General features: G+C 73.8%; 15 protein-coding genes. 6 read left to right on the top strand and 9 right to left on the bottom strand.

Annotated features, from left to right (window positions below):
* Positions 1-36: 36 nt before the first annotated feature.
* The 4 genes from AC07AB_RS05460 to AC07AB_RS05475 all read right to left on the bottom strand — a co-directional run bounded on the left by AC07AB_RS05460 (position 37) and on the right by AC07AB_RS05475 (position 5,124).
* Positions 37-1,251 (bottom strand): acetyl-CoA C-acetyltransferase, encoded by a 1,215-nt coding sequence (locus AC07AB_RS05460; protein ID WP_478560411.1) that lies wholly within the window; start codon positions 1,249-1,251, stop codon positions 37-39.
* 126 nt (positions 1,252-1,377) lie between these two features.
* Positions 1,378-2,511, bottom strand: coding sequence for a CaiB/BaiF CoA transferase family protein (locus tag AC07AB_RS05465; protein ID WP_478560414.1), 1,134 nt, complete (start codon positions 2,509-2,511; stop codon positions 1,378-1,380).
* Between the two features lie 214 nt (positions 2,512-2,725).
* On the bottom strand, positions 2,726-4,192 hold the full coding sequence (locus AC07AB_RS05470; RefSeq protein WP_478560417.1) for a sialate:H+ symport family MFS transporter: 1,467 nt from the start codon (positions 4,190-4,192) through the stop codon (positions 2,726-2,728).
* A complete protein-coding gene (locus AC07AB_RS05475; protein ID WP_478560420.1) occupies positions 4,189-5,124 on the bottom strand; it encodes a dihydrodipicolinate synthase family protein in 936 nt (311 codons plus the stop codon). The genes AC07AB_RS05470 and AC07AB_RS05475 overlap by 4 nt, the downstream gene beginning before the upstream one ends.
* Before the next feature lie 337 nt (positions 5,125-5,461).
* Between AC07AB_RS05475 and AC07AB_RS05480 the strand changes: the two genes are divergently transcribed.
* Positions 5,462-5,965 (top strand): DUF1203 domain-containing protein, encoded by a 504-nt coding sequence (locus AC07AB_RS05480; protein WP_478560424.1) that lies wholly within the window; start codon positions 5,462-5,464, stop codon positions 5,963-5,965.
* 24 nt (positions 5,966-5,989) lie between these two features.
* Here AC07AB_RS05480 and AC07AB_RS05485 read toward each other — a convergent pair whose 3' ends face one another.
* Positions 5,990-6,886: a LysR family transcriptional regulator gene (locus tag AC07AB_RS05485; protein ID WP_478560427.1), complete on the bottom strand. Its 897-nt coding sequence runs from the start codon at positions 6,884-6,886 to the stop codon at positions 5,990-5,992.
* Positions 6,887-7,030: 144 nt separating this feature from the next.
* Between AC07AB_RS05485 and AC07AB_RS05490 the strand changes: the two genes are divergently transcribed.
* Genes AC07AB_RS05490 through AC07AB_RS05500 form a run of 3 tightly spaced genes read left to right on the top strand, consistent with a single transcriptional unit; the run spans position 7,031 to position 8,439 of the window.
* On the top strand, positions 7,031-7,399 hold the full coding sequence (locus AC07AB_RS05490) for a YybH family protein (RefSeq protein ID WP_478560430.1): 369 nt from the start codon (positions 7,031-7,033) through the stop codon (positions 7,397-7,399).
* A 26-nt stretch (positions 7,400-7,425) separates the two neighbouring features.
* Entirely contained in the window at positions 7,426-8,133 is a 708-nt protein-coding gene (locus AC07AB_RS05495) for an alpha/beta fold hydrolase (RefSeq protein ID WP_478560433.1), read from the top strand.
* Between the two features lie 9 nt (positions 8,134-8,142).
* Positions 8,143-8,439, top strand: a complete 297-nt coding sequence (locus tag AC07AB_RS05500) for a YciI family protein (RefSeq protein ID WP_478560436.1) — start codon at positions 8,143-8,145, stop codon at positions 8,437-8,439.
* Here AC07AB_RS05500 and AC07AB_RS05505 read toward each other — a convergent pair whose 3' ends face one another.
* A complete protein-coding gene (locus AC07AB_RS05505; RefSeq protein ID WP_478560439.1) occupies positions 8,440-9,579 on the bottom strand; it encodes an oxidoreductase in 1,140 nt (379 codons plus the stop codon).
* 85 nt (positions 9,580-9,664) lie between these two features.
* On the bottom strand, positions 9,665-11,176 hold the full coding sequence (locus tag AC07AB_RS05510) for a sigma-70 family RNA polymerase sigma factor (RefSeq protein ID WP_478560442.1): 1,512 nt from the start codon (positions 11,174-11,176) through the stop codon (positions 9,665-9,667).
* 224 nt (positions 11,177-11,400) lie between these two features.
* Here AC07AB_RS05510 and ssgD point away from each other — a divergent pair, with 224 nt between their 5' ends.
* Positions 11,401-11,814 (top strand): spore wall synthesis regulator SsgD, encoded by a 414-nt coding sequence (gene ssgD / locus AC07AB_RS05515; RefSeq protein ID WP_478560445.1) that lies wholly within the window; start codon positions 11,401-11,403, stop codon positions 11,812-11,814.
* Positions 11,774-12,649: a PP2C family protein-serine/threonine phosphatase gene (locus AC07AB_RS05520; protein WP_478560448.1), complete on the top strand. Its 876-nt coding sequence runs from the start codon at positions 11,774-11,776 to the stop codon at positions 12,647-12,649. Before ssgD ends, AC07AB_RS05520 begins: the two co-directional genes overlap by 41 nt.
* Positions 12,650-13,058: 409 nt before the next feature.
* On the opposite strand, the gene AC07AB_RS05525 is transcribed toward AC07AB_RS05520, so the two are convergent.
* Together AC07AB_RS05525 and AC07AB_RS05530 are read right to left on the bottom strand one after the other, a co-directional pair.
* A complete protein-coding gene (locus tag AC07AB_RS05525; protein WP_478560451.1) occupies positions 13,059-13,604 on the bottom strand; it encodes a DinB family protein in 546 nt (181 codons plus the stop codon).
* A 199-nt stretch (positions 13,605-13,803) separates the two neighbouring features.
* The gene (locus tag AC07AB_RS05530) at positions 13,804-14,643 is read right to left on the bottom strand and encodes an undecaprenyl-diphosphate phosphatase (protein ID WP_478560454.1); all 840 of its coding nucleotides are present in this window, start codon (positions 14,641-14,643) and stop codon (positions 13,804-13,806) included.
* Between the last annotated feature and the right edge of the window lie 493 nt (positions 14,644-15,136).

Raw genomic sequence — 15,136 nt, forward strand, 5'->3', positions numbered from 1 at the left:
CGGTCTCCGTAGAAGTTCGGGTGCGGGCGGCGGCTCTTACAGGCGCTCGATGACGGTGGCGATGCCCATGCCGCCGCCGACGCAGAGTGTGATGAGGCCGTACCGCTTGTCCTGCCGCTCCAGTTCGTCGACGAGCGTGCCGAGGATCATCGCGCCGGTCGCGCCGAGCGGATGGCCCATGGCGATCGCGCCGCCGTTGACGTTGATCTTGTCCAGGGAGAGCCCCATCTCGCGGGCGAAGCGCAGCACCACGGCCGCGAAGGCTTCGTTGATCTCGACGAGGTCGATGTCGTCGATGGTCAGGCCGGCCTTGGCGAGGGCCTTGCGGGTGGCGGGCGCGGGGCCGGTGAGCATGATGGTGGGCTCGGTGCCGGAGACGGCCGCGGAGACGATACGGGCGCGGGGCGTGAGCCCGTACCGCTCGCCGGTCTCGCGGTTGCCGATGGCGACGAGGGCCGCGCCGTCCACGATGCCGGAGGAGTTGCCCGCGTGGTGGACGTGGTCGATCCGCTCGACCCAGTGGTACTTCTGGAGCGCGACGGCGTCGAAGCCGCCCGCGTCGCCGATCGCCGCGAAGGACGGCTTGAGCGCGGACAGCGACTCCGCGGTGGTGCCGGGCCGGATGTGCTCGTCGCGGTCGAGGACGAGGAGGCCGTTGAGGTCCCGTACGGGCACGACGGAGCGGTCGAACCGGCCGTCCTTCCAGGCGGCCGCGGCGCGCTCCTGGGACAGCGCGGCGAAGGCGTCGACGTCGTGGCGGGAGAGCCCCTCGATGGTGGCGATGAGGTCGGCGCCGATGCCCTGCGGCACGAAGTCCGTGGCGAAGCCGGTCATGGGGTCCGCGAACCAGGCGCCGCCGTCGGAGGCCATCGGGACCCGGGACATCGACTCGACGCCGCCCGCCAGCACCAGGTCCTCCCAGCCGGAACGGACCTTGGCGGCGGCCATGTTGACGGCTTCGAGCCCGGAGGCGCAGAAGCGGTTCTCCTGTACGCCCGCGACGGTGTCGGGCAGCCCGGCGGCGATGGCGGAGATCCGGGCGATGTCGGAGCCCTGGTCGCCGACCGGGCTGACGACGCCGAGCACGATGTCGTCGACGGCGGCCGGGTCGAGGCCGGGGAGGCGGCGGCGGAGCTCGTGGATGAGACCGACGACGAGGTCGACGGGCTTGGTGCCGTGCAGCGCGCCATTGGCCTTGCCGCGACCGCGCGGGGTGCGGATCGCCTCGTATACGTACGCTTCGGTGCTCAAGATCTCGGGCCTTTCGGGATGAGAGGGGGTCAGGAGGGCTCAGGGGAGCGGAGACCGGCCGATGGTCCACTTCATGATCTCGATGGTGCCGCCCGGCGGGAACCCGCGGCGCCCGGCCCCGGCCGCTCAGGGGCGGTCGAGGCCCGGCAGGTCCCAGTCGCGAGCCACTTCGGCGGTGTCCGCGCCGGGCCGGGTGGGCGGCCTGCGCACGGTGCCGGGGGTGGCGGAGAAGCGTGGTGCGGGGGCGGGCTGGGTGATGCCGTCGTGGTCGACGAAGGTACCGCGGGCGGCGAGGTGCGGGTGGCCGGGCGCCTCGCGCAGCGAGAGCACGGGGGCGACGCACGCGTCCGATCCGGCGAACACGGCGGTCCACTCCTCGCGCGTACGGGCTCTGAACCGGTCGGCGACGGCGGTGCGCAGTTCGGCCCAGCGGGCGGGGTCGTCGCGGGCGGGCGCCTGGTCGGCGATGCCGAGGAGCTCCGTGAACTCGGCGTAGAAGCGCTTCTCCAGCGCGCCGACGGCCATGTATCCGCCGTCGGCGGTCTCGTACGTGCCGTAGAACGGCGCCCCGCCGTCCAGCAGGTTGGCGCCGCGGCGGTCCTGCCAGCCGCCGGCCGCCAGCATGCCGTGGATCATCGCGGTGAGGTGTGCGGTGCCGTCGACGATGGCTGCGTCGACGACCTGGCCCTCTCCGGTGGTACGGGCGTGCTGGAGGGCCGCGAGGACGCCGATGACGAGGTAGAGGGAGCCGCCCGCGTAGTCCCCGACGAGGTTGGCGGGGACGGCCGGGGGGCCGTCGGCGGGGCCGATCATGCCGAGGGCGCCGGTGATGGCGATATAGCCGATGTCGTGGCCGGCGGTTTCGGAGAGGGGGCCCTGCTGGCCCCAGCCGGTCATCCGGCCGTAGACGAGCCGGGGGTTGCGGGCGAGGCAGTGTTCGGGGCCGACGCCGAGCCGTTCGGCGACGCCGGGGCGGTAGCCCTCGATGAACACGTCGGCGCGCTCGGCGAGTTCGAGCGCCGCCTGGGCGCCGGCCGCCGTCTTGAGGTCGAGGATCACGGAGCGCTTGTTGCGGTTGGTGATGTCGTACGCGGGGTCGATGGCCAGGCCGGTGCCGCCGGGGCGGTCGACGCGCACGACGTCGGCGCCGAGGTCGGCGAGGAGCATGGCGGCGAACGGGCCCGGCCCGATCCCGGCGAGCTCGACCACTCGCACTCCGGCGAGCGGGCCGGCGAACGGGCCGCTGTGTGTCGCTGCCATCCAGCCCCCAGCCATATGACACAACTGCTGTAACACTTGCGATGTTAAGAACGCGTTCCACTTTCCACAAGCCCCCGGCGCCGCGCGTACGGCGAAATCCCGCCGCCGCGGGCGGCCTTGGCAGGGACCGCGCCGGCAGGGGCCCCCTTGGCCGCACGCCTCCTCGACCGGCCCCCGTGACCCGGCCCCGGAAGCCCTCGGATCAGACGCCCGGTCAGCCCGCGTCCGGCTCCAGCCCGCCGCCCGCCGGAGCCCGCGGCGCGTCGGATACAAGGTGGTCCCGGCCACCGGCCCGGTCGGTGAGCCGGGCCAGCCGGCTCGGCACGCCGAGGCCGACCAGCACGATCACCACCAGGGTCAGCCCGAAGGTCAGCACGGCGAGCGCCCGGCCCAGTTCCATGCCCTGCGCCAGGCGGGCGCCGAGCACCGGCGCGACCGCGCCGCCCAGCGCGCCCGTGTTGTAGACGAAGCCGAGCGACGCGGCCCGGTTCTCGGTCGGGAAGTGGCCCGCGATGTACTTCGGCAGAATCCCGGAGATGCCCTGGCTCAGCGCGAGCAGGCAGAACAGCAGCACCCCGAGCCCGACCAGGCTGTCCCGCACCGCGAAGACGGGGAAGACGAAGGCCAGCGAGGCGAGCAGGGTGCAGGCGTACGCGCGCCGGGTGCCGAATCGGTCCCCGACGAAGCCCGCGAGGACGCACCCGGCCATCGTGCCGAAGCCGGCGTAGAACATCACGTCGGCGACCTGCGCGGGCCGGTAGCCCAGCTCCGTCTTCAGATAGGTGGGCAGCAGCGCCTGGACCGGCCAGCTGTAGAGGAAGGCGCAGAAGACGGTGATCATCAGGGACACATACAGAATCCAGCGCCGACGGCCGCCGAGCTGTGCGCCGAAGGCGAGCAGCGAGCCGGCCGCGACCGCCGACAGCCAGGGCACCAGACCGGCGCCGACCGGCGTGAAGACGCAGAACAGCGATCCGGCGGCGGCGGCGGCCAGCACGAGGTTGAGCGCGCCGCGGCGGCGGTCGGCGAACAGCGCGCCGAACGGATTGGGGCGCGCCGCCCCCGCCGCCGCCCGCTCCCCCACCCGTGCGTGCCACTCCGCGGCCTCCGGCAGCGCGCGCCGCAGCCAGAGCGCGAGGAGCACCGGCAGCACGCCGATCCAGAACATCCAGCGCCAGCCCCAGTTCGGCACCACCCACTGGTACAGCTCGGCGGCCAGCACCGAGCCCGCCGAGAAGCCGGAGATCAGAAAGCCGGAGGCGCGGTGGCGCAGCCGGGTGGGCCAGCTCTCCAGAACGTACGTGGCGGAGGCGCTGTACTCCCCCGCCATGCCCATCCCGATCAGCAGCCGCGCCGTGAACAGGCTGCTGTACCCCCACGCGAAGCCGCAGGCGAAGGTGCCGAGGGAGTAGAGCAGAATGCTGGCGATCATGGCGGGTTTGCGTCCGTAGCGGTCGCCCAGCGCGCCGAGCAGCGCGCCGCCGAGCCAGCGGGTGATGAAGGCTCCGGAGACCAGGCTGGCGGCCTCGACGCCGGAGAGCCCGAACTCATCGGCGATCTCGGTGAGTACGAGGGTGATCAGGACGAAGTCGAACCCGTCGAGCAGATAGCCCGTCCAGGCCGCGGCCAGGGACTTCCACTGGGCCCGGGACACCTCTCGGTACCAGGGCGGCGCCCTCACGACAGGCCGCCCTCGTCGAGGAGTTGGCGCACGGCCTTGACGGCGGAGGCCGGCAGCGGGATCTGCGGCGCGGCGGTGAGCGGGCAGTCGATGACGCCGAGCAGGTGCAGCGCGGCCTTGAACGCCCCGAGCCCGGCGGAGCTGCCGCCCATCAGGGCCGGATCGCCCGCGTCGGTGATCGCGAAGAGGGCGGCGAGCCGGTCCTGTTCGATGGCGGCCTCGGCCCACCGGCCGGCCCGTGCCTGCCGGTACAGCCGTACGTAACCGGCCGGATCGACGTTGCCCAGCCCCGGTACGGCCCCGTCGACACCGGCCAACAGGGCGCCGTCGACGGTGGTTTCGGATCCGGTCAGGATCGAGAAGCGGCCGCGCAGCCCGCGGCGGCGCACCTCGACGAGGAGGCGGCGCAGCGCCCCGTCGTCGCCGCTGCTGTCCTTCAGACCGGCGAGGGTGGAGTCCTCGGCGAGCGGGAGGAGCGTCGCGGCGGTGAGTTTGGTGTGTACGGCGGTGGGGTTGTCGTAGGCGAAGAGCGGCAGGTCGACGCTGTCGCGGAGGCGCCGGAAGTGGCCGGAGACCTCGGCGGGGTGCGTACGGGTGAAGAAGGGCGCGGTGGCGACGAGGGCGTCCGCGCCGAGGTCCGCGGCGGCCCGGGCCTGGTCGATGACGCGGGCGGTGGTCATGTCGACGGCCCCGGCGAGCACGGGCACCCGGTCGTCGACCGCCGCGACGACCGTGGCGAGTACGGTGCGGCGCTGGGCGTCGCTCAGATAGGCGGTCTCCCCGCTGGAGCCCAGAGCGAAGACCGCGTCCGCTCCGGCGTCGACGGTCCGGTCCACCAGGGCCGTGAGAGACGGCGTGTCGATGTCGCCGGCCGGGGTGAGGGGGGTGCAGAGCGGAGGGACGATGCCGGACAGGGGGGTGGGCAGGCGCATCGCGTGGTCCAGCTTTCCGGTGGGAAACGGGGGGCGGTGGAATTCGAGACGGTGGTGTGCGGGAGGGGACGGCGGAATTCAGGGAGGGATTCGGCGGGACAGGGAATCGGCGGGATTGGCGGAACGGTGGAATTCAGGGGCGGTGGACGAGTTCCGCGATACCGCTGTTCGAGGACATGGGACGTCCTATGTCTGTGGCCGAATCTGACCCAGGCCCGCTCGACTGTCAAGGTTTTCGGGGCGGCGTCGGCGCGCCTTCGGCCGCCGCGCCGAGCGCGCCAGGACCTCGGCCGATTCCCGCCAGCACCCCGGCGAACCCGCGCGCAGCATGGGTGACATGAGTGATCAGTACGAGATACGGGCCATCGATCCGCACACCCTGACGGAGCTGCGAGTCCGCGACGACGCGGGCAACGCGCCGCGCCCCGTCACCGAGAACGGCGAGGGCGGCAGCCCGCTGCGCTGCTGCCTGGGCCGCAGCAAGCCCGGCGAGAGCCTGGCGCTGGTGTCGTACGCGCCGCTGCGGCGCTGGGCGCACGAGACGGCCGCCGAGCCGGGCCCGTACAACGAGGTCGGCCCGGTCTTCGTCCACGCCGGCGACTGCGGGGGCTGGGCGGGCGGCGCCTTCCCCGACGCCATGCGCGGCACCCGCCGCGTCCTGCGCGCCTACACCGCCGAGGGCTCCATCCTGCGCGGCCGGCTCATCGACGGGGAGGGCACCGGCGCCGGCCTGACGATCGAGGAAGGGCTGGCCGAACTGTACGAGGACCCGCTGGTGGCGGCGGTGCATGTACGGGCGGTGGAGTTCGGCTGCTTCCTGGTGGAGACGCGCCGCGCCTGATGGTGCGCGGGGGTGCGGGCCGCGTCAGGGCCGCGCCCCCGGGGCCAGCGTCCGGCGGGCGCGGTCGATCAGCGCGCGGGCCGCCGGGCCGGCGGGGCCCTCGCTCCGCCAGGCCAGGGCCAGTCGGCCGCGCAGTCCGGGGCCGGCGAAGGCGACCGTGTGCAGCGTCGCCCGGTTGAAGGCGGCGAGGGAGCCGGGCAGGATCGCCACCCCGAGGCCCCGGCCGGCGAGCTGTGCCAGGACGTTGGGGTCGCCCGCCTCGAAGGCGATGCGCGGTGCGAACCCGGCGGCGGCGCACGCCTCGTCGAGGCAGGTCCGCAGGCCCGTGCCGCGGGGGAGGCTGATCAGCGCCCGGTCCCGCAGGGCGTCGAGGGGGAGGCCGGTGCGCCCGGCGAGCGGATCGTCGTGGCTGACGGCGGCGACGATCGGCTCGTCGACCACGGTCTCGGTGTCGATGCCCTGCGGGGCGGGCCCGGCCAGCCCGACGACCGCGGTGTCTAGCCGGCCCGTACGGAGTGCGGCGACCAGCCGGTCGGAGTTGTCCTCGACGAGGGTGATCTCGACGCCGGGGTGGTCCTCGTGGAAGTCGGCCAGCAGATCCGGCAGTCCGAGAGGGGCGCAGGACGTCACCATCCCGACGGCGACACGGCCGCGCAGCAGTCCGGTGAGCTCGTCGACGACCAGCCGCGCGCCGGCCGCGGCGGCGAGCGCGGCGCGCGCGTACGGGAGGACGGCGGCACCGGCCTCCGTCGGGCGCACCGTGCGCCCCGAGCGGTCCAGCAGGCTCTGACCCAGCTCCCGTTCGAGCTGCCTGACCTGGGCGCTCACCCCCGGCTGCGCCACGTGCAGCTTGGCCGCGGCCTTGGTGAAGCTCGCCTCCTCGGCGACGGTCACGAGGTACTCCAATTGCCTCAGCTCCATAAGCGCTGATTCTAGTAGTCAGATGATCCAGCTCTTGGACTTCTGGCGGCTGGTGGACCACCGTTGACGTATCAGCCGGCCTGGTCGGCCGGAGAAGAAGCCCGACGAGAAGCCGGGCGAGAGCCGGACACGAAGGAGACGCACATGACTGCCACCACGCCTGCCGCACGCGAGAGCGCCACCCGCCCCGAGGACCTGGCCCGGTTGTTCGTGGAGCGGGCGAACGAGGGCGACGCCGAAGGGGTCGCGGCGCTCTATGAGCCCGACGCGGTGCTCGCCTTCCCGCCCGGCGGGCAGACCGTGGGGCGCGAGGCGATCCGCGCGGCCCTTGAACGCCTGCTCGCCCCGCGCCCGCACTTCGAGCTGGAGGAGTCCTTGCCCACCGTGCTCAACGGCGACCTCGCGCTCACCGCGACCCGCCCGGCCGACGGCACCGGCGGCCGGGCCCAGGTGGCCCGCCGCCAGCCGGACGGCAGCTGGCTGCGCATCCTCGACCGGCCCGAGGCGGGATGAGGGAAGAGGGGGGAAGGGCGCCTGCCATGCCGGCCTTCGTCCTCGTCCCCGGCGCCTGGCACGGCGGCTGGTGGTTCCAGCCGTTGGCCCGGCGGCTGCGGGAGCGCGGTCACGAGGCGTACGCGGTGACGCTGACCGGCCTCGGCGAGCGGAGTCACCTGCTCAACGGGTCGGTGAACCTCGATACGCACATCGAGGACGTCGTCGCCCTGCTGGCGGCCGAGGGGATCGAGGACGCCGTTCTCGTCGGCCACAGTTACGCGGGGATGGTGATATCCGGCGTCGCGGGCCGGGTCCCCGGCCGGGTGGCCGCCCTGGTGTACGTGGACGCGTTCGTACCGGGCGACGGGGACTCCTGCTGGAGCCTCGGCAACGAGGTCCAGCACCAGTGGTACATCGAGGGCGCCGCGGCGGACGGCTGGTCCGTCCCCCCTCCGCCCTTCTTCGACCCGCGGACCACCAGGCACCCGCTCGCCTCCTTCCTCCAGCCGGTCCGCCGCACCGCGGCCCCGGAGGCGGTGCCGCGCAGGGACTACGTGCTGCTCACCGGGTACGGGCAGAACCCCTTCACCCACTTCTACGAGCGGACGCGCCACGAGCCCGGATGGCACACGCACACCCTGCCGACCGGCCATGACGTCATGGCCGAAGCACCGGACGGCCTCCTGGAGATCGTCCTCGGCGCCGCGGGGCGGCCGGACGGGGGTCGGCCGGGACGCGGGCCGGTCCAGTAGCGTGGCCCCATGTTCGTACTGGAGCTGACCTACACCGCCCCCCTTGAGCGCATCGACGCCGCGCTGGAGGAGCACATCGCCTGGCTCGACGCGCACTACGCGTCCGGTGTCTTCATCGCCTCCGGCCGCAAGCAGCCGCGCGACGGCGGCATCATCCTGGCCGTCGGGGACGACCGCGGCAAGATGACGGAGATCACCGCGAGCGACCCGTTCGTCGTGGCCGGTGTGTGCGAGTACGAGCTCACGGAGTTCGTGATGACGAAGACGGCTCCGGCGCTCGACACGTACCGGCAGCAGCTGCCGTAACTACCGCGCCGACAGCGCGAGTCGGCCGATCCGCCCCCGCTCCCCGGCCGCCCAGCAGCCGAGGTCGGGGGCGCAGTCGACGGTGTCGTACGAACCGGAGTCGAAGCCGCGCCAGGTACGTCCGCCGTCCACGGTGATGTCACTGCCCGCGGGGCCGACGGCGAGCGCCGCGTTTCGGGTGTGCGGCAGCCAGGCCACCCCGGAGCGGTAGGCGGCCGGCGGCCGCGCGGCCGGCGCCCAGGTCGCGCCGGCGTCCCGGCTGACGGCGGCCGCCTTCGGGGACGGCTGCCCGGCGCGGTAGTCGCCGCCGACCACGATGCCGTGCGTACGGTCCCGGAAGGCGAGCGCGAAAGCCCCGCGCGCCGGGTCGCCCGCGGGCAGCGGGGTCTCGGCGACCGTCCAGGTGCGGCCCCGGTCAGTGGAGTGGAAGACCCGGGAGGCCGTCGCGCCGCCGGTGGCGATCCACGCGTCGCGGCTGCCGGCGGAGACCAGGCACTGGCCGCTCGCCGCGAACGCCGCCTCGCCGGGCCGGGCCGGCGGCATGCCGTCCGAGGGCAGCACGCGCCAGTTGCGGCCGCCGTCGCGCGTGGCGAGGACGCGGTATTTGCCGTCGACCGGGTCGCTGAGCGCGATGCCGTCGCGGTGGTCGAAGAAGGTCATGCAGTCGTAGAAGGCCCTCGGATCGGCGTTGCGGAAGCTCTCCGTCCAGGTCGTCCCGCCGTCGTCCGTACGGAAGACCCGGGAGGCGGCGCCCTCGCCGATGGACAGCGCGACGGCATGGCGGGCGTCGAACGCCTCGATGTCCCGGAACTCCAGCCCGCCCGCGCCGGGCGGCGAGACATCGCGCCAGTGGCGCCCGCCGTCGAGCGTGCGCAGCACGGTCCCCTCCGTCCCCGCCGCCCAGGCGGCGGTGCGGCTGACGGCGGCGAGCCCGCGCAGCCGGGCGTCGGTGCCGCTCGGCGTGGCCCGCCAGGAGAGCGGGCCGAGCGGCCGCGCCGCGCTCGGGCCGCTGCCGGGCGCCGCCTGGGTGGGTGTGGCTCGGGCGGGAGCTGCCTGGGCGGGCACCGTGACGCCTGCCGCCACCGCCGCCCCGCAGGTCGCTGTGATCACTGCACGCTTCAATATCCCCATGCCCCTCATGGCCCGGGAAGTTAGCCGACGCCGGGCGCACTCGTCCATGGGCCGACGGGCAGGCTCTGCGGGCATCGGGGGATCGTTCCGCCGCCTACTGGTACCAGCAGATCCTCACCTTCAAGTGGCCGAAGTGGTACCACTCGCAGTGGAGCGTGGGGGTGGGCTTCGGCGTGGGCGAAGGTGTCGGGGTCGGCGGCGCTGTGGTGGGCGGTTCGGTCGTGGGCGTCGTCGTCGGAGAGGCCGTGGGGGTCGGCGGCAGCGTCGTGGGGGTCCCTGTCGGCGTAGGAGTCGGTGTCGGTGTCGGCGTCGGAGGCGCACTCGCCGATGGGGTCGACGGGGGTGGCGGAGTGGTGGCGGAGGGAGCGGGGTCGGTCGGGGTCGGGCCGCGGCCGGAGTCCTCGCCGCCGCCAGGGGTCCGCTGCGCGGGCAACGGGCGCTTGGCCCGCACCTCTCCGTCGACCCGCCCCTCTCCTCCGGAGCCGTCGGCACCGCTGTCGCCATGGGAACCACCGGAACTGCTGGCATCGCTGGAGTCGCCGGACCCGTCAGAGCCGGAGGCCCCGCCCGTACCGCCCGTATCGCCCGCGCCGTCTCCCTTGCCCTGCCCCGGTGCCGCGCTGGCCGCCGGTGCCGCCCGCTGCGCGGGCAGGGTCCCCTGCCCGCCGGTCAGGGCGATGCCCGCCGCGACGGCGGCGCCGGCGACGGCCACCACCCCGATCCCGGCGACCGTGGCCGCGACCGGCCCGGCCTGCCCGACCTGGCCGCGCAGCAGTTGCCGTACGGACTTCGCCGCGCCCGCCCCGGCCTGCTGACCGCTCTGCCCCGCGGCCGCCGCCGCGCCGGCTCCGGCGAGCGGGACCAGGAACTTCGCCGTGCCGCCCGCGAGCAGAGCCAGCAGCGCCGGACCGACGAGCGCCGGAAGCCGGGTGTTGGCCCGCATCAAAAGGGCCATTCTGTTGCGGCAGTCGGGGCAGTCCGAGACGTGGGTCTCCAGCCCGTCGGCCTGCTTGGCCGACGCCACGCCCCGCACATGGGCGGGCATCCGTTCCCAGTGCCCCTCGCAGGACGCGCTCGACGGGACGCCGGGCATGGACCGCAGGAACGCCTGGCGCATACCCTCCCGGGCCCGGTGCAGCAGTACCGCCGTCGCCCCGCTGCCCGCGCCGATCTGCCGGCCCACCGCCTCCAGCGGCTGGTCTTCGGCCTCGGCCAGCCACAGGGCCTTGACCCAGCGGCGCGGCAGTTGTTCCATCACCTTGGCCAGCAGGTCGACGTAGGCGACGCGCTGCATCGGGTCCTCGGCCGTCCCGGGCTCTTCGGGCCAGACGTGCCCGTCTTCCGGGTCCTGCGGAATCTCGCGGTTCGCACGACCTACGGTGGTGGAGAGGTTTCGGACGGTGGTGGTGAGGTACGCAGGGACATTGTCAATGATGTGTCCGGCGCGCAGGCGGCGCCAGATGCGGAAGTGGGCCTCGGCCACGAGGTCCTCGGCGAGCCAGGAGTTGCCGGTGAGAGTACGCGCGTAAGCGACGAGCCTCGGGTGCTCCTGTTCGAACAGCCGCGTGTAGCCGTCCTCGTCCAGCGATATGGAACCGTCGGTCATGGTGAAACACCCCTGTCGGTGCCTCTCCTGGGGGCGGGAGTGCATGACAGGTCCGCCCGGGCTTGGAGGCATTGCATCGAGTTCGTAAGCGTAAAGGGGAAATATCCCATCCAATAATTGGGGGTGACACAGGTCACATCGGAATCGTGTGCACTGGCGTAATGAAGCGGCCGTCTAAGGGGTCGTAGAGACAAGGACCCGCACCAAAAGCAAGGGAGCAGGCGTTGTCCACTGTCATCAATCAAGCCGTCCAGGTCCGCCTCATCGCGTCCGCACCGCTGGAGCGGGCGATCCCCGCCGGCCTGCGGTACGAGCCCGCCGACCCTTTCGCCGTACGCATCACCTTCCCGGCCACCGCGTCCCTCGACGGTGCGGAAGTGGCCTGGACCTTCGCCCGTGACCTGCTGGCGACCGGGATGAACGAGCCGGTCGGCGCCGGCGATGTCCATGTGTGGCCGTGCGGCACCGACCGCACCGTGCTGGAATTCCATGCCCTGGAGGGCATGGCGATGATTCAGATCGACACGACGGAACTGCGCCTCTTCCTCCGGCACTCCTACGAGTTGGTGCCCGCGGGCACCGAGAGCGGGCACCTCGATGTCGACAGCGATCTCGCGGCACTGCTGCGGGACGCCTGAGGCGATGGGCACGGCGATGACCTCGCTGACGACGGCGGCGCGCAATGTCGCCGCCGACCGGGCCTCGCGTTCCGGCGGCGATCTGCACGCCGCGCGCTCCACCCGGTACGGGCTCCGGCTGCTGATCGGCGACGTACGCGGCAAGGGACCACGCGCCGCCGCGGGCGCCGCGGCGCTGCTGGCCGCCTTCGACACGGCCGCCGGGGAGGCTCCCACGCTGTCCGCGCTGGCCGACGCCCTGGAGACGGCGCCCGCGTGCGATGACGCGTGGGGCGTCGAAATACCGGAACAAGCGGGCGGCTCGGGTGGTTCCGGGGACATAGGCGATATGGACCGGGTCGGCCCCGGCCATACCGGCGACAGCGGCGAGCACTTCGCCACCGCCGTTCTCGCGCAGATCCCGCCGGACGGCGAGACAGTCCAACTGCTCAACCTCGGCCATCCCGCACCCCTGTTGCTCGGCCCCCGAACCGTACGGCGCCTGGAGCCGCGGCGGCGCGCCCTCCCACTCGGACTGCGCGCGCTGAGCCCTGGGTCCACGGCCACCGAGACGCTGCCGCTGCCCATCGGTGCGACGCTGCTCCTGCTCACCGACGGCGTGACCGAGGCGCGCGACGCCCGCGGCGCCTTCTACGACCCGGCCGCCCGCCTCGCCCGGTTCGGCGGCGCGGCTCCGGAGGAGCTGCTCGACCACCTCCTTCGCGATGTGCGGTGGCACGTCGGCGGTCCGCCGCCCGACGACATGGCCCTTCTGGCGGTCCGCCGAAGCCCCTCGCCGCACTGCCCGGTCCAAGCCTGCGACCGTCCCCCGCGCAAGGCGCTGGCGGCTCCGTAGGCGGACTCCACGAGCGGATTCGGGGCGCTGCTCGGCAGCGGCTTCCGTACCGGCGGTCCGCACCGGCGACATCTCCTCCTTCGACGGACTGCCCGCCGCCGCCTTCCGCCGCGCTCTGCCGCGCCTACGGGATGCGCTCAAGGCCAACCCGGCGCCGGTCGCCGACCCCGGGAGGTCGCCGAGCGGATCGGTGCCACGCCCGTACGGCTCGCGCTCGCGTGGATGCCGCCGCAGGGCCCGTACATGGCGCCGTCCCCCGGCACCACGACCCCCAAGTACCCCTTGGACAACGCCGGTTCGACAGGCATCGAGCTCTGGGCCGCGGACCTCGCCGGGTTGGACGCCCTCCCGGCGGCCGGGGGCACGCGCGCCGGGTGGGCCCCCTCGGCCGCCCCGCCCATCCGGTGCCTCAGTGTCCCGTGGCCCCGTCGATCCGCTCGCGCAGCAGATCGGCGTGGCCGTTGTGGCGGGCGTATTCGGCGATCATGTTCACGAGTATCCGGCGGAGGGAGATGGGCTCACCCGTGCGTTTGCGAATGCCGGTCACGTCCAGGGAGGACGCCTCGGCGACGATCTCGCGGGCCCGCTCGCACTCCGCGCGCCATACCGCGACGGCCACGGTGGCATCGCCGTCCAGGTCGTCGAAGTCCTGGTTCGGTTCCTCGTCGGAGTAGTAGAGCTGCGGCACCCGTTCCCCCGCGAACTGGATCCGGAACCACCAGCGTTCGACCGCGGCGAGATGGCGGACCAGGCCGTGCAGGCTCAGCCCGGACGGCGGGACGCCCTTCTCCGAGAGCCGGTCCAGCGGCACGCCGGAGCATTTGAGCTCGAAAGTCGTGCGGTGCCAGTCGAGTGAGGACGTCAAGGCGGTGCGCTCGTCGCCGGTGAGCGGCGGCTCGGTCCGGTCTCCTTCGCCCCAGGCCCGCGCGTAGTTTTCGAAGGGAAGCTCAGTCATGGCCCGAGCGTGCCAGAGGCCACTGACATTTCATGGTGGCTGCCTCCGGCCACCGCCCTTGCCCCGCGCCGCTCTTGAGGCCCCCCGGTCCGGTGGGGCCGCCACGTCCGCCGAATCCGTCGAGATCGCCACGTCCGCCGGGATCGCCGCATCCGCCGGGGCCGCCCGGTCCGCCGGACGTGCCGGACGTCCGGATTCGTCAGGCCATCACCGGCAGGGACCCGGCGGCGAGCAGCGCGAGGAGCAGGAAGCCGGTGGCGGTGCGGTAGACCATGAACCCGCCGAAGGTGTGCGTCGAGATGAACCTCATGAACCAGCTCAGCGCCGCGTACCCGACCGCCCCCGCGACGGCCGCCGCGAACAGAACCGCCGCCACCGCGCCCGGCGCGTATCCGCCGCCGTGCGCGGTCACCCCGCGGACCAGGCCGTACGCGCCGGAGCCGAGCACGGCGGGCACGGCGAGCAGCAGCGAGTAGCGCACCGCCGCCACCCGCCCGAACCCCGCGAACAGCGCGGCCGCCAGGCTGCCGCCCGTACGCGACGCCCCCGGCACCAGCGCCAGGGTCTGCGCGAGGCCGATGAGGACGGTGTCGCGCAGCCTCGGTTCGGCCGCGGTCCGGGCGCCCCGCGCGCGGTGGTCGGCGATCGCGAGGAGCAGTCCCAGGGCGATGAGGCCGAGTGCGACGAGCCGCAGGTCGTGGAAGGCGGGCGCGATCGTGTCATGGAGGGCCGGGCCGAGTACGCCGATGGGGACGCTGCCGAGGGCGATGCTCCACCCGAGGCGTGCGTCGGGGTCCGCGCGAGCGGCGGGCCGTACGAACGAGCGCCCCCACGCCCGCGCCATCGCGCCGATGTCACGCCTGAAATAGACCAGTACGGCGGCTTCCGCGCCCAGTTGGGTCGCCGCGGTGAACCCGCTGCCCGGCGCGGGCCACCCCGTGAACGCCGAGGCGATCCGCAGATGCGCGCTGGACGAGATGGGCAGGAACTCGGTGATGCCCTGCACCGCTCCGAAGGCGGCGGCGTGCAGCCAGTTCACGGACCGGCCTCGGGCCGTATGCCGCCGTCACCGCTCACCCCGGCTCTCCGCAAGGCCCGGCGGCGGGGCCGCCGAACGGGCGGGGGAAGCGCGGGTTGGCGAGCGTGCCGCAGAGGCTGTAGGCGGGTATCGGCCCGCCCCGGGCGGCCGTCCGGCCGCTGAGCCGCAGGAAGGCCAGGCGGGCCCGCCCAGCGGGTTCGGCGGAGACGGCGGTCGCCGTACGGCCACCGGTGCCGGACCGCGCGACGGCGCCGGCCCACCGCCTGGTGCGTGAGACGGCCGCCCGGCGAGTGACCGCCCGGGCGAAAGCCCCCTGACGCGTGCCGTTCGCCCGTACGGCCTCCGGTCGGGCCACCGCCCCGGCAGCAGTGCCTCTTCGTCGGGCGCTCCGCCAAGCGGCTCGCGGGGCGGCCCGGCGCCGGGCCGGGCCGATGCTGGCACGGGGGGGGGGGAGGTGGGGGGGGTGGTGTGGGACCGCATAACTTATGCTCGT

This window comes from Streptomyces sp. NPDC044033 (assembly GCF_056434425.1).